This window comes from Acidiphilium sp. PA (genome assembly GCF_026191915.1).
Taxonomy (GTDB): domain Bacteria; phylum Pseudomonadota; class Alphaproteobacteria; order Acetobacterales; family Acetobacteraceae; genus Acidiphilium.
Genome location: NZ_JAIMBY010000002.1, coordinates 362,669 through 382,255 on the forward strand (window position 1 = coordinate 362,669; position 19,587 = coordinate 382,255).

Below are 19,587 nucleotides of genomic sequence, written 5' to 3' on the forward strand. Positions count from 1 at the left end.
ACTAATGGATTCCAAAGGTTTAGCCTTTGGCGGGGTCCAGGGGCAGAGCCCCTGGCCTTCCTTCTGCCAGGACTCACCCCCCGTCCTTTGCGATTACTGTTCGTAGTGGGCGGCAACGAGGCGATCGAGCAGGCGGACGCCGTAGCCGGTGGCGCCTTTGGGTGCGACGGCGCCGTCTTTGCTGGCCCAGGCCATGCCGGCGATATCGAGATGAGCCCAGGGGGTTTTATTGACGAAGCGTTGCAGGAACTGGGCGGCGGTGACGGCGCCGCCGGCACGGCCGTTGCCGAGGTTTTTCATGTCCGCGATGTCGCAGTTGATCTGCTTGTCGTAGGCTTCGCCGAGCGGCATGCGCCATACGGTTTCGCCGGTGTAGGTGCCGGCTTCGATCAGGCGGTTTGCAAGATCGTCGTTATTGGCGAACAGTCCGGCGTTTTCGTGACCGAGGGCGACGATGATGGCGCCGGTGAGGGTGGCGAGGTCGACCATGAAGCGCGGTTTGAAGCGATTTTGGGCGTACCAGAGCACATCGGCCAGGACGAGGCGGCCTTCGGCGTCGGTGTTGAGGACTTCGATGGTCTGGCCGGAGGCGGATTTGACGATATCGCCCGGGCGTTGGGCAGTGCCTGAGGGCATGTTTTCGACCAGCCCGACCAGGCCGACGGCATCGACGCGGGCTTTACGGCCGGCGAGGGCGGCCATCAGGCCGATGACGGTGCCGGCGCCTGCCATGTCCCATTTCATGTCTTCCATGCCGGCGGCGGGTTTGATGGAGATGCCACCAGTATCGAAGGTGACGCCTTTGCCGACGAAGACGACCGGGTCTTTGGGGATGGGTTTGGTTTTTTTGCCGGATTTGCCGGTGGGTTCGGGTTCGGAGGCGCCGAGCCATTGCATGACGACCATGCGAGGTTCGCAGGCGCTACCCATGGCGACGCCGAGCAGGGCGCCGAAGCCGAGTTTTTCCATATCGCGCCGGTCGAAGATTTCGACCTTGACGCCAAGGGATTTGAGCGATTTGGCGCGATCGGCCATTTCCTCGGGGGTGAGTATGTTGGCGGGCTCGGAGACCAGGTCGCGCGTGAGTTCGACACCGGCGGCGAGGGCGGCGAGCGGGGCGTAGGCGGTGCGGGCGGCGGCGGAATCGTCGGACAGGATGGTGAGATCGGCCAGTTTGGGCTTTTGTTCCTCTTTCAGCGTGGTGCGGTATTTATCGAACCGGTAGGTGCGCAGACGGGCACCGAGGGCGGCGTGGGCGAGCATGGGGGCGGCGAGGCCATCGCCGGCGATGGCGGCGGTTTCGTGTTTCATGAGCGCGGCCACGGCAGTGGCGCCGGCGGTTTCGGCGTGGTGGGCGGTCAGTTCGTCGGATTTGCCGATACCGATGGCGACGACGCGGTCGAGCCCGGCGCCGGGTGCGAGCAGGACGGCGGACTGGCCGCGCTTGCCCTTGAAGTCGGCGGCGGCGAGGGCGCGGGTGAAGCCGCCGGCGAGCGCGGCATCGAGCGCAGCGGCGAGGCCGGTATGGGCTTCGTCCTCACCGAGCAGCAGTGCCAGGGCACCGGATTTCGGGAGCTCCATGCGGGCAAATGCGATATCGATCATGCTGTGCGTTTCATCCTTTTGGGGTCATTTCGGATCGGTTGCCATCATGCCCGCCTATTTGCGGTTTTCCAAGCCCGGCGATATGGACCTTGCATGAATGATGTTGATTTACTTGAGCTTGCGGCCTCGCTGGCCGAGGCCGCGGGGCGTGAAATTCTGGCGGTGCGGGCGGGTGGCTTTACCGTCGATCGCAAGGAGGACCACTCGCCGGTGACGCTTGCGGACATGCGGGCGGAGCGGGTGATCGTGGCGGGGCTGCGCGCGGCGGCGCCCGAAATTCCGGTAATTGCCGAGGAAGAAGTGGCGGCGGGGCGGCAGACCGAGCCGGGGGCGCGGTTCTGGCTGGTCGATCCGCTGGATGGCACGCGCGAGTTTGCCGCCGGGCGGGATGAGTTCGCCGTGTGTGTGGGGCTGGTGGTCGAGGGCCGGGTGGTGCTGGGTGCGGTCGGCGCACCGGCCCAGGGGGCGGTGTATGGCGGCATCGTTGGTGCTGGCGCGTGGCGGCAGGATGCGACGGGGCGGCGGCGGATTGCGGCGCGGCTGCCACCCGAGGAGGGGATTACCGTTTATGCCTCGCGTCATTATGCCGATGATCCGCTGCTGGCTGAATATCTGGCGCGGTACAAGGTTGCGACGTTGACCAATATCGGCTCGGCGTTGAAATTCTGCCGGTTGGCCGAGGGTGTGGCCGATTTTTATCCGCGGCTGGGGCGGACGATGGAGTGGGACACCGCGGCCCCGCAGGCGGTGCTGGAGGCGGCCGGCGGACGTGTGGTGACGATGGATGAGCGGCCGCTCGGGTATGGCAAGGCGGGATTCGAGAATCCGCATTTTCTGTGTTTTGGCGCGGGGTGAAGCGCAGCCTCTGGGCGCTTGGGCGTCGCCGCGATTGCGTTCAATCGGATTCGAAGTCTGACGCCTGGTTGCCGAGGAGGAAACGGGGGCCTGGTCCGGCGCGGGCGGCGCGATCGTTCGGGTTGTAGAGGGCGCAGCGATCGAGCGAGAGGCAACCGCAACCGATGCAGCCGCCGAGCAGTTCGTGGGTTTTTTGCAGCAGCGTGATCTTCTCGGCGAGGGCGGATTGGAATCTGGTGCCGATGGCTTGCCAGTCCGCGGCCGATGGTGCGTGGCCTCGTGGCAATGTGGCGAGTTCGGCTTCGATTTCGCTGATGGTGAGGCCGAGTTGTTGCGCGATCAGGGCGAAGGAGAGGCGCCGGATATCGGCGCGGGCGAAGCGGCGCTGATTACCGGCGCCGCGGGTGGCGGTAACGAGGCCGCGGGTTTCGTAGAAGCGGATTGCGGAGACGGACAGGCCGGTTCTGCGGGCGAGGTCACCGATCGATAGGGTGGCGGCCAGATTTTTCATCAATACCAGGAAAAAATACTTGATCTCAAGTTAGCTTGAGGTTCTAGACGTTGCAACCGGCGAGCGATTTCCGCCTGAACATTGAGGAGATTGAAATGTCGGCTTTACGGATTGAGCATGTGAATATCACGGTTGCGGACCCTGAGCGCACGGCGCGGCTGATGGCGGCGCTGTTTGACTGGCGGGTTCGGTGGAGCGGTGCCGCACGGAACGGGGGCCATTCGATCCATGTCGGGACGTCGGATCATTATGTGGCGCTCTACAATGGTGGCCAAGCTGCCGAGGTGTTCGCCAAGGGGCGGCCACTGAACCATATTGGCGTGGAGGTTGATGATCTGGCTGATACCGAAGCGCGGGTGATTGCGGTGGGGTTAACGCCGTTCAGCCATGATGATTATGAGCCAGGGCGGCGGTTCTATTTTTTCGACCCGGACGGAATAGAATATGAGGTGGTGAGTTACGCGGCGCCCTGAGGGCGCCGCTGGCCTCGTTTGAAGAGTTTTTTGCTTCGTTTTTTCAAAAAAGAAGCTCTTCCTTACCTTTCTGCGTCAGTTTATGCGGCGGCGAGATAGTCGATCGCCGCGTTGACGCCGCCGTTGGCGTGGGGGACGCCGGCGAGGCGGAGGGAGAGTTCCACGGTGGACAGGGTGCCGAGGATCATCGGTTCGTTGAGGTCGCCCATGTGGCCGATGCGGAAGACCTGGCCGCCGAGCGGGTCGAGGCCGCCGCCGAGGGAGACGTTGAAACGGTCGTAGGCAATTTTGCGCACGGCTTCAGCGTCGTGGCCTTCGGGCATTTTGATGGTCGTGACCGAGTCTGAGCGGCGTTTGGGGTCGGTGCAGAAGAAGGCGACGCCCTGGTTGCCGCTCCAGATCGAGACGGCGCGGCGGGTTGCCTCGGCGAGGCGGTGATGCCGGCGCCAGACGTTTTCGATGCCTTCGGATTCGAGCAGGCGGACGGATTCGACCAGGCCGTAGAAGGGTGGCACGGGAACGGTGCCGACGAAGCTACGGTGGCGACGGGCCATCATTTTGGTCCAGTCGAAATAAAACCTTGTGAGGGTTGCGGATTTATGGGCGTCGAGCGCTTTTTCACTGACCGCGGTGAACGCGAGACCTGCGGGCAGCATGAGGCCTTTCTGGCTGCCGCCGACCACCGCATCGATCCCCCAATCGCTCATGCGGAACTCGAACGAGGCGAAGGAGGAGATGGTATCGACCAGGAACAGGGCAGGGTGATTGGCGGCATCGATGGCGGCGCGGATGGCAGGCAGGTCGAGTGCCACGCCGGTCGAGGTTTCGTTATGAACGATGCAGACCGCTTTGATCTGGTGGGATTTATCAGCGAGGAGTCGTTCGGTGATCATCGCGGGGTCGACGCCGCGGCGCCAGTCGGTTTCGGGCATTTCGGTGTTCAGGCCGAAGCGTTTGGCCATGGCACCCCAGGTGCGCGAGAAATAGCCGCATTCTGGCATCAGGATGGTATCGCCGGGTGAGAACAGGTTCTGGATCGTGGCTTCCCAGGCGCCGTGACCGCTGGCGGTGTAGATGAAGACCTCGCCGGTGGTGAACAGCAGGCGTTTCAGGCCGGCAACGCCCTGATCGTATATGTCGATGAAGTCGTCCGACATGAAATCGATGGTCGGGACGTCCATGGCGCGGAGGATGCTGTCGGGGATGTTGGTCGGGCCAGGGTTGGCGAAGAACAGGCGGCCTGGCTTGCGGGGCTTGGTTGACATGGTGTTTGATGATCCTGGCGATGCGTGGCGTTGTTGACCGCAGTCTGACGTTGAGTTGGCTGGACGGCAAGACCCGACATGGCCTTCGTGTTGAATGCGGCGAGGGCGATGCCGGACGAGCGTGGTGGAGATACCGCCGCGGTAGCGATGGATATTTGCAATCGTCGGGCGGATCGGGCCCGATTGCCAAACGCGGTGCGTCGTCCGATACCGGTCGGGTTATGAATGCACAACCGATCCGAATGGGCATTGCCGGCATCACCGGCCGTATGGGCAGGCTGCTCGCCAACTCCGTGCCGGCCGCCGGTGCGCTCCTGGCTGGTGGTATCGGCCATACCGGCGGTCTGACCGATCTTGCCGCAAACGCTGATGTCATCATCGATTTTACCACCCAGGCCACGGTCCGCGGGCATGCGGGCATTCTGGCTGAGCGCGGCATTCCCTGGGTGCTTGGCACCACCGGCCTGACCGCGGAGGATGACGCTGCGGTCCGCGCCGCTTCGGCGCACATTCCGGTGTTCCAGGCCGCGAATTTCGCGCCGGGCGTCAATCTGGTGTTCGCCCTGGCCGAGCGCCTTGGTGCCGCCCTTGCCGCCAGCACGCACGATGCCGAGATCCTGGAAATGCACCACCGCCAGAAGATCGACGCGCCGTCCGGCACCGCCATCAGCCTTGGCCAGGCGATCGCGCGGGGCAGGGGGGTCGAGCTTGCGTCGGTCATGCAATCGGGGCGCGATGGCCATACCGGCCCGCGCGCGGCGGGTGCCATCGGCTTTGCCGCCTTGCGCGGTGGCCAGATCGTCGGCAGCCACAGTGCGATGTTCACCAGTGCGACCGAACAGATCACCCTGACCCATCACGCGCTCGACCGGCGCATTTTTGCCGATGGCGCGGTGCAGGCGGCGCTGTTCCTGGTTTCGAGACCCGCCGGACTGTACGGCATGCGCGACCTGCTCGGCCTATGATCGCGCAGATCACGCTGCGGGACGGCACGCCGGTGCCCGCCATCGGCCAGGGGACGTGGAACGTGGGCGATGCCCGATCGAGCGCCGCCGGCGAACGGGCCGCACTGCGCGCCGGCATCGATCGGGGCCTTACGCTGATCGATACCGCGGAAATGTATGGCGAGGGCAAGTCCGAACGGTTGATCGCCGACGTCATCGCCGGCCAGCGCGAGCGGGTGTTTCTGGTCAGCAAAATCTATCCTCACAACGCTTCGGCGGCCGGTGTCGCGCGGGCCTGTGCCGCCAGCTTGCGGCGGCTCGGCACCGATTATCTCGATTTGTATCTGCTGCATTGGCGCGGCAGCCACCCGCTGGCGGAAACCATCGCCGCGTTCGAACGCCTGCGCGCGGCCGGCGATATCCGGCGGTGGGGGGTGTCGAATTTCGATACGGATGACATGACCGAACTGCTGGCGCTGCCGGAGGGGGGCCAGTGCGCCACCAACCAGGTGCTCTATCACCCCGATGCGCGCGGCATCGAATTCGATCTGCTGCCGTGGTGCCGCCGCCACTCCATGCCGATCATGGCCTATTCGCCGCTCGGTCAGGCCGGGGACCTGCTGCGCTCGCCGGCGCTGGCGGCTGTTGCGCAGCGCCATGGCGCGACACCGGCGCAGATCGCGCTGGCCTGGTGCCTGCGGCAGGGTGACGTGATCGCGATCCCCAAGGCTGCCACGCTCGATCATGTCAATGAGAACGCCGCGGCCGCCGCCATCGTGCTGACCGAGCGGGATCTGGCGACGATCGATGCGGCTCATCCGCCGCCGCGGCGCAAGCAACCCCTGGCCATGCTGTAGGGGGGCCGGTGCTCTCGCGGCGATCGCTGCTCGCGCTGATCGGACTTGGCGCCACGGCACCGGCGGCGCGCGGCGGGCCGGAGCAGCACGTCTGGCCGGAGTGGCAGGCGATTATTTATCAGCACCAGAATGATGCCCAACTCGATACGCTGCAGCGTATCGGCGTTACCAACGGCAAGATCTTCACCAGCCGTGATGATGCCGCGGGCGATCCGGCCAATCCGCAGGCCGCCGCGTTCGCGCGGCGCGGCATGCGGTTTTACGTGGAGAACATCGCGACCGATTTCTATTCGGCCTATCACCGCTGGTTTCCTGACCGGCCGGTGGATGCGGCGTTCCTGGCGGTGCAGGCGTGGCATCGCAGGCATCCGAACGACCCTGCTGCGTTCATCCGCAATCCCGGCCTGTCCGACCCGGTGTGGCTTGCGCGCATCACGGGCCGGCTTGGCCGGGTGGTGCGCGATTATGCACGCTATCGTCCCCTTTACTACAGCCTGGCCGATGAGCCCGGAATTGCCGATCTTGCCGCCAACTGGGATTTCGATCTGGCGCCAAGCTCGCTCGCCGGGATGCGTGCCTGGCTGAAGACCCAGTATCCCAGCCTCGCCGCGCTCAATCATCAGTGGGAGACCGATTTCGCCAGCTGGGATGCCGTCACGCCGGTGCTCACCGATGTGGCGGTACGCCAGTTCAGCCACAATTTTTCTGGCTGGGCCGATTTCAAGCGTTGGATGGATGTCGCCTTCGCACGCGCGGTCCGGGCGGGTACCGAAGCGGTTCATGCCGCCGACCCCGGGGCGCTCGCCGCGATCGAAGGGGCGCAGATCCCCGGTTGGGGCGGCTATAATTACACGCATCTCGCCCGCGCGGTCGATGTGATGGAAATCTACGACGGGGACGAGAATATCGAAATCGCCCGCTCGCTCAATCCGTCGCTGATCATGCTGCTCACGATTGCGGGCGCCGATCCGGCGCAGCGCCATCAACTCTGGCGCAGCGTGCTGCGCGGCATGCGCGGTGCCATATTGTGGGATCCCTCCAGCGCCATGGTGCTGGCGGATGGCACGCCCGGCCCCTGGGCGGTGCAGGCGGCGCCGGTGTTCGCGGCATTGCGCGGGCCCCTCGGCCGCACCCTGCTCGCGGCCGAGCGAATCGATGATGGCATCGCGACACTCTACTCGCCCGCCAGCCTGCGGACCCAATGGCTGCTCGATCGGCGCGGTGATTGGAGCCGGTGGGAGAACCGCGGTCCTTCGGTCGAGATCGCATCGGATGACCCGGTGCGCGCCGCCATGCGCGGCTTTGCCACGCTGATCGATCGCGCGGGTTTTCAGGGGCATTACACCGCGCCTGGTCTGATCGAGCAGGGTGTGCTCGCATCCGGGCGCATCCGGCTGTTGTTCATGCCCCACGTGATTGCGCTGTCGGATCTTGCGGCGGTTTCGATCCGCCGGTTCGTATCCGGCGGCGGTATCGTTGTTGCGGATGTCGTACCCGGCGCGTTCGACGAACACAGCCGCGTGCGGGAGCGCCCGGTGCTGGCGGATTTGTTTGAGGCCGGCGGTCGCGCGATCATTCAGTCACCATCGGGTGATCGTGCGGCCGCCGTGTTTGCCCGCGCCGGCCTGGACGCGCCGTTCCGGGTCGAGCGGACGGACGGGCAGGCCGGTGACGACGTACGGTTGTTCCGCTTCCGTCATCGGGGCGCGACCCTGCTTGCCATGCATCGCAGTTTTGCGGCGGGCGGCATTGTCGAGCCGTTCACGCTTCATCTGGCGTCGGCGGCCGCGACGACGGATTTGCGGAGCGGGGCCAAGACGGGGCCGGTTCGCCGGCTGGACCTGACGCTCGATCCGGTGACGCCGACTGTGCTCAGGGTTGGCTGATCGCTGTGGTTTCGGGCGTTCAAGGAAGGAGAGTCTTCCTTTTTGTGAACAAAAAAGAAGCAAAAAAACTTCGTTGATTGGGGGCCGTGCCGTTTCAAACGCCCATACCGCCGGGATAGAAAGTTTTTTGGTTCTTTTTTTCAAAGAAGAACGGCTTGTTTCCTCTTCCCCTTCGTTCGCATCGAGCAAGTCTCAATCTTGACCCAAACCGCTGTTTCCGCCAATGCCGAAGCGCTCCGGCATGTGGCCAGGGCGCTCCCCGGCTCCGGGCATTTCGCGACAAGAGGAGAAATCCATGCGCGACCAAGGCGAATTTCTGTTCACTTCGGAATCGGTTTCCGAAGGTCATCCGGATAAGGTGGCCGACCGTATTTCCGACACCGTGCTCGATGCCTATCTGGCAGCCGACCCCTATGCGCGGGTGGCCTGCGAAACGCTGGTGACGACCAACCAGATCGTGCTGGCGGGCGAAACCCGTGGGCCGGCCTCGATCACCAACGAATATCTTGCCCATCTCGCGCGCATGGCGGTGCAGGATATCGGCTATGATCAGGAGGGTTTTTCCTGGCGTGACGCCAATATCGATGTGCTGCTGCACGCGCAGTCGGCCGATATCGCGGTCGGCGTCGATGCGTCGGGCAACAAGGACGAAGGAGCCGGCGATCAGGGCATCATGTTCGGGTATGCCTGCACGGAAACCGAGGCGCTGATGCCCGCACCGATCCATTACGCGCATCTGATTCTGCGCCGCATGGCGGAGCTGCGCAAAATCGGTGACACCCGCGCCGCCGGCCTGCAGCCGGACGCGAAGAGCCAGGTCACGCTGAAATATGTCGACGGCAAGCCGGTCGGCGCGACCTCGATCGTGGTTTCGACCCAGCATGATGAGGGCATTTCGCAGCGGGCGATCAAGGCGATGCTACGGCCCCTGATCACTGAACTGCTGCCGGAAGGCTGGATGTGCGACGATGATCATTTCTATGTCAATCCGACCGGGAATTTCGTCATTGGCGGGCCGGACGGCGATTGTGGCCTGACCGGGCGGAAAATCATCGTGGACACCTACGGCGGCGCGGCACCGCACGGGGGTGGCGCGTTCTCCGGCAAGGACCCGACCAAGGTCGATCGCTCGGCCGCCTATATGTGCCGCTATCTTGCGAAAAACGTCGTCGCCGCCGGGCTCGCCAGCCGTTGCACCATTCAGGTCAGCTACGCCATCGGCGTGTCGCATCCACTGTCGGTTTACGTCGATCTGCATGGCACCGGCAACGATGTCGAGCAGGTCAAGATTGAGCGCGTGCTGCGCGAGGCGGTCAATCTGACGCCGCGCGGCATTCGCGAGCATCTGCATCTCAACCGGCCGATCTATGTGCCAACTTCCGCCTACGGTCATTTCGGACGCGAACCCGATGCCGAACTCGGCACGTTCACCTGGGAAAAGACCGATCTGGTCCCGACCTTGAAGTCGGCGTTTGGACGCTAACCCGGGCATGGGCGTCAAGCCGCCGCCCGACCGGCTCTACGGTCGGGCGGTCGGCCATGCCCTGCGGGCGCGCCAGGCGGAACTGATCGACACGCTGCTGCCGCGCCTGCGCTGGCCGGATGCTGGCTTCGGCATGGCGCCGCGCGAAACCTGGATCGAGGTCGGCGCCGGCGGGTTCGAACATGCCGAGGCGATTGCCACGCAGCATCGGGATGTCGGCCTGATCGCCTGCGAGGTTTTTGCCAATTCGATCGCCTCGCTGTTATCGCGCCTGGCCCCGCTGGGTGAAACGGCGGTAATCCCCGCCAATCTGCGGGTTTACGACGATGATGCACGGCCGCTGATCCGTCGCATGGAACCGGCATCGATCGGGCGGGTCTATCTGATGTTCCCCGATCCCTGGCCGAAGGCGCGCCATGCCAAGCGCCGCTTTGTTCACCCGGCAACGCTGGCCGATGTCGCCCGCATCCTCGCGCCGGGCGGTGAATGGAGGATCGCCAGCGACGATCCGACCTATCAGGCCTGGGTCGATCAGGTGTTCGGGGAGACGGCGCTGTTCGACCGGATCGAAACCACCACCACCCGGCCGGATGACTGGTGCGCGACACGCTATGAAGCCAAGGCCATCCGCGCCGGCCGGACGCCGCGCTACTGGCGTTTCGTGCGCGCGCGATCCTGACCGATGGACACGACGGCACGCACCGCGAGCGCGCGCGAGGCCGCGAAAGTCATGGCGGCGGGCGTCGCCAGCATGGTGCTCACGGTCGGGCTGGCGCGGTTTTTATACACGCCGCTGCTGCCCTTGATGCAGGCGCACGCGCATCTTTCAGTGACCGGCGGCGGCTGGCTCGCGACGATCAATTACGCGGGCTACATGGCTGGCACGCTGCTTGCGGCATCGGTGGGCGATCTCGCCGCGAAATTCCGGCTCTATCGCGTCCTGTTGCTGGTGGCATTGGTCGGCACCGCCGGGATGGGGCTGACGACCAATTTTGTGATGTGGGCGGTATTGCGGTTCGCGGCCGGCGTTTCCGCGGTTGCGGGGCTGCTGTTGAGCTCCGGCCTTGTGTTGAACTGGCTGCGCCAGCATGGCCGCCGGCTGGAGCTTGGCATTCATTTCGGCGGCGTCGGGCTGGGGATCGCGGTGTCCGGCCTGCTGGCCGTGTTGATGGCCGGTTCGCTTAACTGGGCCGACCAATGGCTCGTCGCCGGGGCCGCCGGGCTGCTTCTGCTGATCCCGGCCTTGGGGTGGATGCCAGCACCCGTGCCGGTCAGCGGGCATCATGGCGTGCCCACCGACCATCCGCCGTCGCGGGCGTGGCTGGTTCTGTTCACGCTGGCCTATTTCTGCGCCGGCGTCGGCTACGTGGTCAGCGCTACGTTCATCGTCGCCATCGCAGCGCATGGCCCGGCGCTGCACGGCTATGGCAATCTGGTGTGGGTGGTGGTTGGTCTCGGGGCCATGCCCTCCTGCCCGTTGTGGGACCGCGTGGCACGGCGCTTTGGTGACAAGCGGGCGCTGCTTGCCGCGTTCGGCCTGCTGTTTGCCAGCATCATGCTGTCCGCCCTCAGCGCCGGGTTGGCGTTCCTCTTGCTCGGCGCGCTGATTTACGGCGCATCGTTCAACGGTATCACCAGCATGATCCTGAGCATCATCGGCCGGCTGTTTCCCAGCAATCCGGCCAAGGCGATGGCGCGCCTGACCATCAGTTTCGGTGCCGCGCAGATCATTGCGCCCGCGGCGTCCGGCATGATTGCGGCGCTGACCGGCAGCTATCGCGGCGCGCTGTTCATGGCCGCGGCAACGATGCTGGTGGGCATGGCGTTGCTGGCGGCGATGCCGCGCAATCCGGGCGAGGCTTAGCGCGACCGGGGTTATTTTGCGGTGCAACAGCCCCATCTGCAAAGCGATAGCCGCACCGGCACCCTGTTTTGAGATGGATTTGATGATGTTGCAAAAAACCGATTCGCCCTTGTTCCAGCCGATCACGATCGGCGATCTCGCTCTGAAAAACCGTGTCGTGATGGCACCGCTGACGCGCAGCCGCTCGTCGGATGCCGGAGTACCGCCTGATTTTGCGGCCGATTATTACGCCCAGCGCGCAAGTGCCGGGCTGATTATTTCCGAAGCCACCAACATATCGGCTCAAGCACGCGGCTATGCGCTGACACCGGGCATCTGGACCGAGGCCCAGGTCGCCGCATGGCAGCGCGTGACCAAGGCGGTGCATGCCAATGACGGCAAAATGTTCCTGCAACTCTGGCACACCGGGCGGATTTCCCACCCTGATCTGCATGGCGGCAATCTGCCGGTGGCACCTTCGGCGATCGCCCCGAAAGGCCAGGCGTTTACCAACGAGGGGCTGAAGGATCATGTGACACCGCGCGCCCTGGAAACCGATGAAATCCCCGCGATCGTGGCGGATTACGCCCATGCCGCACAGTGCGCCAAGGATGCCGGGTTCGATGGGGTCGAGGTGCATTCGGCAAACAATTATCTGCTGGAGCAGTTCATTCGTGACAGTTCCAACCGGCGCACGGATCGGTATGGCGGATCGGTCGAGAACCGGCTGCGCTTTCCGCTCGAAGTCGTTGCCGCGGTCACCAAGGTATGGGGCGGGGGCCAGCGAGTCGGTCTGCGCATGTCCCCTGGCACCACGATGCCGGGCGAAACGCCGCTCGACAGTGATCCGATGGCGACCTATGGCGCCTATATCAAGGAACTCAACAAGTTCGGCCTGCTATATATCCACGATATCGAGGGCGTGACCCAACTGAGCCGTGCCGCCGATGGCATCGATTACATGGCGTTCCGCAAGGCTTTCACGGGCGCCTATATCGCCAACAACAACTACACACGTGAACTCGCTGAAACGACGGTCAGCGAGGGTAAAGCCGACCTGATCAGCTTCGGCCGCCCGTTCATCGCCAATCCCGATCTGGTCGAGCGCCTGCACAACGGTTCGCCGTTGGCTGAGGCGCCGAAAGCCTACTGGTATGGCGGTGGCGCCACCGGCTACTCTGACTGGCCTGGAATGGATGGCCAGATCCGGCTCAAATCCTGAGCCGGTTTCGATGATGTTTGGCGATAAGGTTCGATGACTCCAAACAACGGCTCTTTATTTCCCCGTGAAATGAGGAGCCGTTATCCGGCCTCTGTGCGGCTGGCAAACCGTTGAATTCGTTCGGCCATGGCGGCGACGCCATTGCCGCGGTTGCCGGACAATGCCCCGATCAGGCCCCAGTCTTTCAGGAAATTTGCGGGCGTTGCGCGGATTTCATCGGGTGTGCGGCCGGAATAGACGTGCAGGAGCAGGGCGACCAGGCCGCCGACGATCGCGGCATCTGAGGCGCCGGCGAAGTATAATTTGTCGCCATCCTGGATCGGTTCGAGCCATACCCGGCTTTGGCAACCGGGGACCAGGCGGTCGTCGGTTTTCAAGGCATCCGGGTAGGCGGGCAGGGATTGACCGAGTTCGATGATGAACTGGTACCGGTCCATCCAGTCATCGAACAGGAACAACTCTTCGCGCAATTGCGCGATGGCTTCCGCCGCACTGGGCTGATCGGGGGTGACGAACGGGGCGCCGATCATCCGGCGCGGACCAGGCGGTGCTGTTTTTTGCCAGCCGAGAGTTTCGCCACGCCGTCGATCAGATCGGCGAGCGAGATGGTCTGGGCTTCATCGGTGATTTGCGTGTCGTTCAGGCGCGCACCGCCGCCACGGATCAGGCGGCGGGCTTCGCCGTTGCTGGTGGCGAGACCGGTGCGGACCAGCAGGTTGATGGCGGGCACGCCGGCGCCGAGCTCGGCACGGGGGATGTCGATGCCGGGCAGATCATCGGCGGCCTCGCCCGCTTCGAAGGTACGGCGGGCGGTTTCGGCGGCGGCAGCCGCGGCCTCGGCACCGTGGCAGAGTGTGGTGGCCGCGGTTGCGAGGATTTTTTTCGCCTCGTTGATTTCTGCACCGCCTAGGGATTCCAGACGTGCGATTTCATCGAGCGGCAGATCGGTGAAGAGGCGTAGGAAGCGCCCGACATCGGCATCCTCGGTGTTGCGCCAGAATTGCCAATAGTCGAACGGCGAGCGCTTTGCGGCGGACAGCCAGACGGCGCCGGCGGCGGTTTTACCCATTTTGACGCCTGAGGCAGTTGATAGGAGCGGGGCGGTCAGGCCGAAGACCGCTTTGCCATCGGTTCGGCGCACGAGATCGATGCCTTGCACGATATTGCCCCATTGGTCCGAACCGCCCATTTGCAGGGTGACGCCGTAGCGGCGGTTGAGTTCGCGAAAATCGAAGGCCTGCAGGATCGAGTAGTTGAATTCGAGGAAAGTCAGCCCTTGTTCGCGCTCGAGGCGGCTGCGGACGGAGTCGAACGACAGCATGCGGTTGATGCTGAAATGCACGCCGACGTCTCGGAGCAGATCGATGTAGCTGAGCTTGTCGAGCCATTCGGCATTGTTGACCAGGATGGCGTCGTTGGCGCCGCCACCGAACGTCAGGAAGGTCTCGATATTCCGGCGAATGGCTGACAGGTTGATCGCAATCTGTTCATCGGTCAGCAACTGGCGTGCTTCTTCGCGAAAGGAGGGATCGCCGATGCGCGTGGTGCCACCGCCAAGGATCGCGACGGGCCTGTGACCATATTTTTGCAGTAGCCTGAGCATCATGATTTGCGTCATGTGGCCGACGTGCAGACTGTCTGCCGTGCAATCGAACCCGATATAGCCGGCTACCGGGGCCGCGCGCATGGCATCGCGCAGACCATCCATATCGGTGCACTGGAAAATAAAGCCGCGCGCCTCGGCTTCGCGCAGAAAATCGCTGCCGTCGTTCATGATGAAAATCCGCTCGTTTCAGAGCGGGACCGGGTAGCACGCGGGGGCGGTTGTGCCAATTCCGTCCAATCGCTTCCAGGCGCGAATCGCGCCGAGCAGGAGGATCAGGGGGGTGAGTTCAATATGTGCAAGCATGGCAATAATCGGGCATAACTCGGGCCACATCCACATCAGGACATCGGCAAGCTCGAGCCGTCGCCGATTCCAGGCGAGCCAGCCGACCATTAAGGTGAAACCCCACATATCGTCAGTATAGCCGTAGGGCGTGACAAGAAGGGTGAGCGCGCTGGTCAAGGCGATGAGCGCAAGATGATCACCCTTTGGCCTTCGCCATGCGACCCAGCACCATGCACTGCTCAATACCGCACTGGTACCTTGGAGCACCCAGGCTAACTCGACTGTCGCGCCCAGGCTACGCATCATCCAGAATACTGACGCGCCGCTGTTTTCGTAGGTTGTTGGAAATGGCGCGTCCAGGATGCGATGCGCTTGGGGTAGTGCAAGCGCCACAAAACTTGGCCAGATCGATACGCCGAAAATGAGCGTAACCGCAAGGCTGAGGCTGAGAACGACCAGAATTGCTATTCCAAGACTGCGATATTGGCGTCGCGCCAGCAACGCTATGGGACCAAGTAGACCCGCCTGGGGCTTGATGATCAGCATACCAAGCAAAACGCCAGCCCGGACCGGGTTGCGACCAATATACAAAAGGCCGCAAATGAAAGTCGCACCTGTGATTATGCCAAATTGCCCGATCCATACGCAATATACACCGGCCGAGCTCAGCAGTCCTGTGATTATGACCCGTCTTGGAACTCCGGCCCAATGAAGTAGTGCGGTGCCAGGCAACACAACAATGCTCGCCGTCCAGACCAGAAAACCGCTAAAATACCCGCATAGTGCGAGAGGTAGGAGTATCAGCAAAGCCGGAGGCGGATACGGATATTGCAGATACGACGAAACACCAACTGCGAGATGGGCCGCGCGCCAGGCTGAAAACCATGCTGGATCATATATTTTCGCTGCCGGGTGCGTCATCATGATGTGACTCGCAGGCCAGAACACGATCAAATCGTTCTGCACGGCCCTCAGCGTAACCGATCCGGGCGCGATGAGAGCTCGAATGACAGCGGTCAGAATGCAGATTGTTTTGTAGACGTAGAATAACCAGACCGGCGAGAGGAGGAATAGCAGCATCCAAGGAAGTGCGACTGTTAAGGGAACGTCCCTCTGCAGGATACGCTGCATCATATTTCTGATGCCTTCTCGCCAGGGACCGTTATCGTGGCTAATATCGTCTGAGGAAGCTCTTCCCATACCGAAAGTCTTTTAAACAAAAATGCTTGCAATCGGGTTAATGAGCGGGACGTCGCTCGATGGTGTCGATGCCGCCGTCATCGAGACCGACGGTGAAACGGTGGTGCGGACCGGCAAGACGGCTTGTTTGTTTTATGAAGAACCATTGCGGTTGCGGTTGCGCGCGTTGCTCGACGCGGCGCCGGGGTTGGCGCTTGATGATCCTGAGGTTGTCACCTTGTCGCGCATGATCGCGGACCGGCATGCCGAGGCGGTCGCGATGCTGGCGTGCCGGGCGGAGATCGCCGGGTTTCATGGGCAGACCATTTTGCACGACCCGCCGTCACGGCGAACCTGGCAGATCGGCGATGCGGCGCGGTTGGCGCACAAAATTCGCCTGCCGGTCGCCTATGATTTTCGCTCGGCTGATGTCGCAGCGGGCGGCGAAGGGGCACCGCTGGTGCCATTGTTTCATGCGGCGATGGCGGCGACGCTCGAAAAGCCGTTGTTGATCGTCAACATCGGCGGCGTTGCGAATGTCACGTTTCTGGGCGGCAATGGCGCAATTTTCGCCTGCGATACCGGGCCGGGCAATGGGCCGCTCGATGACTGGGTACGCCGCCATACCAGCGCGGCGTTCGACCGCGATGGTGCGCTGGCGGCATCCGGCCGGGTCGACACAGTGCGGTTGGCGCGGCTGCTGGACGATGGGTATTTCGCGCGCCCGGCGCCGAAGTCATTGGACCGGCTGCATTTTTCCGCGCTGATCACCGAGGCGACCGAAAGTCTCGATGCGGCGGACGGCGCCGCGACGCTGGCGGCTTTCACCGCGGCGGCGATTGCGGCGGTACCGATGCCAGAACCGCCCAAAGCGGTTCTGGTGGCCGGCGGGGGGCGACATAATCGGGCGATCATGGCAGCGCTCCGGGCGCGATTCGCGACGCCGGTTCAACCGGTCGAGACGGTTGGATGGGATGGCGATGCGCTGGAGGCGCAGTGTTTTGGGTTTCTCGCGGTGCGGGTGCTCCGTGGTCTGCCGTTGTCGATGCCGGGAACCACGGGTGTTGCGGCGCCGATGCGGGGTGGAGTAATCGTGCGACCGGAGTAGGGAAGGAAGCGCTTCTTTTTTGAAAAAAAGAAGCAAAAAACTTTTATTCGGCTGTGCTACGGGCGGCTTCACACACACGGGCACAAATTGACAAAGTTTTTTTTGCTTCTTTTTTGTTCACAAAAAAGAAGACCCTTCTTCTTTTGGCTTTCGCGACTCACCCGGCGGTTCGGGTTGCAAAACGCGGGCGGAAGCGGCATTATCGGGCTAGGATTGGTCGAAAGCCGGTCGTGGTCGGGTGGATCGCCGTTTCGCATCGGTGGTCGCGCCCGCTTCTTGTTGTAAAAGACTTTTCGTTGAAATCGCTGTCACATACCTTGATCAGCTAAAATTTGGAGACTCTCATGGCCGGCAACCCGCTCGACCTGATCCGGAATATCGGCATTACCGCGCATATCGACGCCGGCAAGACCACCACGACCGAACGCATCCTGCATTATACCGGTGTGTCGCATAAGATCGGCGAAGTGCACGACGGCAACACCACGACCGATTACATGGATCAGGAGCGTGAGCGCGGCATTACCATCACCTCCGCCGCCGTGACCTGCGAGTGGAAAGACCACCGCATCAATATCATCGACACCCCCGGCCATATCGATTTCAATATCGAGGTGAACCGTAGCCTGCGCGTGCTCGATGGTGCTATTTTCATCATCGAGGGCGTCGCCGGCGTGCAGCCGCAATCCGAGACCAACTGGCGCCTGGCGGATCGCTACAATGTGCCGCGCATCATTTTCATCAACAAGCTCGACCGTACCGGCGCCGATTTCTACCGCGCCTTTGCGACGTTGAAGGAAAAGCTCGATATCATCGCCCTGCCGCTGCAGCTGCCGATCGGCATCGAGGACAGTTTTATCGGGGTGGTCGACCTGGTCGAGATGAAGGCGATCATCTGGGAGGGCGGCGATCTGGGTGCTAAATTCCACGATGAGCCGATTCCCGAAGCGATGATGGAGCAGGCCAAGGAACATCGCCAGATCCTGCTCGATACCGCCCTGTCGGTCGATGACGCGGGCATGGAAGAATATTTCGAAAAGGGCGACGTCTCGGTTGAGACGCTCAAGCGCGCGATCAAGACGGGCACCATTACCGGCGCGTTCCGGCCGGTGCTGTGCGGCACTGCGTTCAAAAACAAGGGCGTGCAGCCTTTGCTTGATGCCGTGCTCGATTATCTGCCAAGCCCGGTCGATGTTCCGGGCATCAAGGTTGCGGTCGAAGAGGGCGAGGAGGAAGGCGATCACCAGCGCCGCATCAAGGCCGATGTGAACGCTCCGTTCTCCGGCCTTGCGTTCAAGATCATCAACGACAAGTACGGCACGTTGACGTTCGTGCGCGTCTATTCCGGTACGTTGAAATCCGGCGATTCGGTGATGAACACCACCAAGGATCACAAGGAGCGGATCGGCCGCATGTTCCAGATGCATGCCGACAAGCGCGCGGAAATCAAGGAAGTCCATGCGGGCGATATTGCGGCATTCGTCGGTCTGAAAGACACCAGCACCGGTGATACCCTGGCATCACCGGAAGATCCGGTCGTGCTCGAACGCATGGCGTTTCCTGTGCCTGTGATCGATATTTCGGTCGAGCCGAAGACCAAGGAAGCGGTCGAGAAAATGACCCTCGCCCTGCAGAAACTGGCTGGTGAGGACCCCTCGTTGCGCCTGAAGACCGATCAGGAAACCGGCCAGACGATCCTGTCCGGGATGGGCGAATTGCATCTGGAAATCATCATCGACCGACTGCGCCGTGAATATGGCGTCGATGCGAATATCGGCGCGCCGCAGGTGGCGTATCGTGAAACGATATCGCGGGCACACACGGAGACCTACACCCACAAGAAGCAGTCTGGCGGGTCTGGCCAGTATGCTGAAGTCAAGATCGTGTTCGAACCGCTGGAACGCAACAGCGGTGTTCTGTTCGAAAACAAGGTGGTCGGGGGCGCCGTGCCCAAGGAATATATCCCGGCCGTCGAGAAAGGGATCAAAGTGCAGGCGGATACCGGCGTGCTCGCTGGGTTTCCGACCGTGGACTTCAAATATACGCTGGTCGACGGCAAGTATCATGATGTCGATTCGAGCGCCCTCGCGTTCGAAATCGCGGCCAAGGCCTGCTTCCGCGAAGGCATGAAGAAGGCCAGCCCGATCATTCTGGAACCAATCATGGACGTGGAAGTCACCACGCCGCAGGATCACGTGGGCGACGTCGTCGGCGATTTGAACCGCCGCCGTGGCATGATCCAGAATCAGGAAAGCTCGGGGTCGACCATCATCGTGCGCGCCCAGGTGCCACTCAAGGAAATGTTTGGCTACATCTCGAACCTGCGCAGCCAGACCAAGGGCCGCGCCTCGTTCACCATGCAGTTCCACCACTACGATCCGGTGCCGCGCAACATCGCCGACGAAATCATGGCGAAGAGTGCATGATGATCCGCCCGCAAGGTCAGGTCTGACGGAATGCGGCTT

The 19,587-nt window shown here is 62.8% G+C and carries 17 protein-coding genes; 11 read left to right on the forward strand and 6 right to left on the reverse strand.

Annotation, left to right across the window (positions count from 1 at the left end):
• Positions 1 to 93 precede the first annotated feature (93 nt).
• Positions 94 to 1,605 carry a leucyl aminopeptidase gene (locus AruPA_RS05285; protein ID WP_265635597.1) on the reverse strand — a complete coding sequence of 504 codons (1,512 nt, stop codon included), beginning with the start codon at positions 1,603 to 1,605 and terminating at the stop codon, positions 94 to 96.
• 93 nt (positions 1,606 to 1,698) lie between these two features.
• Between AruPA_RS05285 and cysQ the strand changes: the two genes are divergently transcribed.
• Complete coding sequence (gene cysQ / locus AruPA_RS05290; RefSeq protein WP_265635598.1) at positions 1,699 to 2,460, forward strand: 3'(2'),5'-bisphosphate nucleotidase CysQ; 762 nt, start codon at positions 1,699 to 1,701, stop codon at positions 2,458 to 2,460.
• Between the two features lie 40 nt (positions 2,461 to 2,500).
• Here cysQ and soxR read toward each other — a convergent pair whose 3' ends face one another.
• Positions 2,501 to 2,971, reverse strand: a complete 471-nt coding sequence (gene soxR / locus AruPA_RS05295; protein WP_265635599.1) for a redox-sensitive transcriptional activator SoxR — start codon at positions 2,969 to 2,971, stop codon at positions 2,501 to 2,503.
• Positions 2,972 to 3,066: 95 nt separating this feature from the next.
• On the opposite strand from soxR, the gene AruPA_RS05300 reads away from it, so the two are divergent.
• Positions 3,067 to 3,444 carry a VOC family protein gene (locus AruPA_RS05300; protein ID WP_265635600.1) on the forward strand — a complete coding sequence of 126 codons (378 nt, stop codon included), beginning with the start codon at positions 3,067 to 3,069 and terminating at the stop codon, positions 3,442 to 3,444.
• An 80-nt stretch (positions 3,445 to 3,524) separates the two neighbouring features.
• Here AruPA_RS05300 and AruPA_RS05305 read toward each other — a convergent pair whose 3' ends face one another.
• Positions 3,525 to 4,709: an alanine--glyoxylate aminotransferase family protein gene (locus tag AruPA_RS05305; protein WP_265635601.1), complete on the reverse strand. Its 1,185-nt coding sequence runs from the start codon at positions 4,707 to 4,709 to the stop codon at positions 3,525 to 3,527.
• Between the two features lie 221 nt (positions 4,710 to 4,930).
• On the opposite strand from AruPA_RS05305, the gene dapB reads away from it, so the two are divergent.
• The 7 genes from dapB to AruPA_RS05340 all read left to right on the forward strand — a co-directional run bounded on the left by dapB (position 4,931) and on the right by AruPA_RS05340 (position 12,944).
• Positions 4,931 to 5,674, forward strand: a complete 744-nt coding sequence (dapB, locus tag AruPA_RS05310; protein WP_265635602.1) for a 4-hydroxy-tetrahydrodipicolinate reductase — start codon at positions 4,931 to 4,933, stop codon at positions 5,672 to 5,674.
• Positions 5,674 to 6,510: an aldo/keto reductase gene (locus tag AruPA_RS05315; protein WP_322784385.1), complete on the forward strand. Its 837-nt coding sequence runs from the start codon at positions 5,674 to 5,676 to the stop codon at positions 6,508 to 6,510. Before dapB ends, AruPA_RS05315 begins: the two co-directional genes overlap by 1 nt.
• Positions 6,511 to 6,518: 8 nt before the next feature.
• A complete protein-coding gene (locus tag AruPA_RS05320; protein ID WP_265635604.1) occupies positions 6,519 to 8,396 on the forward strand; it encodes a beta-galactosidase in 1,878 nt (625 codons plus the stop codon).
• 295 nt (positions 8,397 to 8,691) lie between these two features.
• A complete protein-coding gene (gene metK / locus AruPA_RS05325; RefSeq protein WP_265635605.1) occupies positions 8,692 to 9,879 on the forward strand; it encodes a methionine adenosyltransferase in 1,188 nt (395 codons plus the stop codon).
• 7 nt (positions 9,880 to 9,886) lie between these two features.
• Positions 9,887 to 10,558 (forward strand): tRNA (guanosine(46)-N(7))-methyltransferase TrmB, encoded by a 672-nt coding sequence (locus tag AruPA_RS05330; RefSeq protein ID WP_265635606.1) that lies wholly within the window; start codon positions 9,887 to 9,889, stop codon positions 10,556 to 10,558.
• A gap of 3 nt (positions 10,559 to 10,561) precedes the next feature.
• On the forward strand, positions 10,562 to 11,743 hold the full coding sequence (locus tag AruPA_RS05335; RefSeq protein ID WP_265635607.1) for a YbfB/YjiJ family MFS transporter: 1,182 nt from the start codon (positions 10,562 to 10,564) through the stop codon (positions 11,741 to 11,743).
• 82 nt (positions 11,744 to 11,825) lie between these two features.
• The gene (locus tag AruPA_RS05340) at positions 11,826 to 12,944 is read left to right on the forward strand and encodes an alkene reductase (RefSeq protein ID WP_265635608.1); all 1,119 of its coding nucleotides are present in this window, start codon (positions 11,826 to 11,828) and stop codon (positions 12,942 to 12,944) included.
• Positions 12,945 to 13,024: 80 nt separating this feature from the next.
• Here the strand turns inward: AruPA_RS05340 and AruPA_RS05345 are convergent, their stop codons facing one another.
• Genes AruPA_RS05345 through AruPA_RS05355 form a run of 3 tightly spaced genes read right to left on the reverse strand, consistent with a single transcriptional unit; the run spans position 13,025 to position 15,969 of the window.
• Positions 13,025 to 13,474 (reverse strand): SufE family protein, encoded by a 450-nt coding sequence (locus AruPA_RS05345; RefSeq protein WP_265635609.1) that lies wholly within the window; start codon positions 13,472 to 13,474, stop codon positions 13,025 to 13,027.
• Complete coding sequence (tyrS, locus tag AruPA_RS05350) at positions 13,471 to 14,718, reverse strand: tyrosine--tRNA ligase (protein WP_265635610.1); 1,248 nt, start codon at positions 14,716 to 14,718, stop codon at positions 13,471 to 13,473. The genes AruPA_RS05345 and tyrS overlap by 4 nt, the downstream gene beginning before the upstream one ends.
• An 18-nt stretch (positions 14,719 to 14,736) precedes the next feature.
• A complete protein-coding gene (locus AruPA_RS05355; protein ID WP_265635611.1) occupies positions 14,737 to 15,969 on the reverse strand; it encodes a glycosyltransferase family 87 protein in 1,233 nt (410 codons plus the stop codon).
• Between the two features lie 88 nt (positions 15,970 to 16,057).
• Here AruPA_RS05355 and AruPA_RS05360 point away from each other — a divergent pair, with 88 nt between their 5' ends.
• Together AruPA_RS05360 and fusA are read left to right on the forward strand one after the other, a co-directional pair.
• The gene (locus AruPA_RS05360; RefSeq protein ID WP_265635612.1) at positions 16,058 to 17,122 is read left to right on the forward strand and encodes an anhydro-N-acetylmuramic acid kinase; all 1,065 of its coding nucleotides are present in this window, start codon (positions 16,058 to 16,060) and stop codon (positions 17,120 to 17,122) included.
• A gap of 344 nt (positions 17,123 to 17,466) precedes the next feature.
• Positions 17,467 to 19,548 (forward strand): elongation factor G, encoded by a 2,082-nt coding sequence (gene fusA, locus AruPA_RS05365; RefSeq protein WP_265635764.1) that lies wholly within the window; start codon positions 17,467 to 17,469, stop codon positions 19,546 to 19,548.
• Positions 19,549 to 19,587: the final 39 nt, after the last annotated feature.

What these genes read in the sequence shown, in the direction of transcription:
- tyrS (WP_265635610.1), bottom strand. Translation starts at nt 14,718, where the DNA reads ATGAACGACGGCAGCGATTTTCTGCGCGAAGCCGAGGCGCGCGGCTTT.
- AruPA_RS05330 (WP_265635606.1), top strand. Translation starts at nt 9,887, where the DNA reads ATGGGCGTCAAGCCGCCGCCCGACCGGCTCTACGGTCGGGCGGTCGGC.
- dapB (WP_265635602.1), top strand. Translation starts at nt 4,931, where the DNA reads ATGAATGCACAACCGATCCGAATGGGCATTGCCGGCATCACCGGCCGT.
- AruPA_RS05355 (WP_265635611.1), bottom strand. Translation starts at nt 15,969, where the DNA reads ATGATGCAGCGTATCCTGCAGAGGGACGTTCCCTTAACAGTCGCACTT.
- AruPA_RS05345 (WP_265635609.1), bottom strand. Translation starts at nt 13,474, where the DNA reads ATGATCGGCGCCCCGTTCGTCACCCCCGATCAGCCCAGTGCGGCGGAA.
- AruPA_RS05305 (WP_265635601.1), bottom strand. Translation starts at nt 4,709, where the DNA reads ATGTCAACCAAGCCCCGCAAGCCAGGCCGCCTGTTCTTCGCCAACCCT.
- AruPA_RS05285 (WP_265635597.1), bottom strand. Translation starts at nt 1,605, where the DNA reads ATGATCGATATCGCATTTGCCCGCATGGAGCTCCCGAAATCCGGTGCC.
- soxR (WP_265635599.1), bottom strand. Translation starts at nt 2,971, where the DNA reads ATGAAAAATCTGGCCGCCACCCTATCGATCGGTGACCTCGCCCGCAGA.
- metK (WP_265635605.1), top strand. Translation starts at nt 8,692, where the DNA reads ATGCGCGACCAAGGCGAATTTCTGTTCACTTCGGAATCGGTTTCCGAA.
- cysQ (WP_265635598.1), top strand. Translation starts at nt 1,699, where the DNA reads ATGAATGATGTTGATTTACTTGAGCTTGCGGCCTCGCTGGCCGAGGCC.
- AruPA_RS05340 (WP_265635608.1), top strand. Translation starts at nt 11,826, where the DNA reads ATGATGTTGCAAAAAACCGATTCGCCCTTGTTCCAGCCGATCACGATC.
- AruPA_RS05360 (WP_265635612.1), top strand. Translation starts at nt 16,058, where the DNA reads ATGCTTGCAATCGGGTTAATGAGCGGGACGTCGCTCGATGGTGTCGAT.
- AruPA_RS05335 (WP_265635607.1), top strand. Translation starts at nt 10,562, where the DNA reads ATGGACACGACGGCACGCACCGCGAGCGCGCGCGAGGCCGCGAAAGTC.
- AruPA_RS05300 (WP_265635600.1), top strand. Translation starts at nt 3,067, where the DNA reads ATGTCGGCTTTACGGATTGAGCATGTGAATATCACGGTTGCGGACCCT.
- fusA (WP_265635764.1), top strand. Translation starts at nt 17,467, where the DNA reads ATGGCCGGCAACCCGCTCGACCTGATCCGGAATATCGGCATTACCGCG.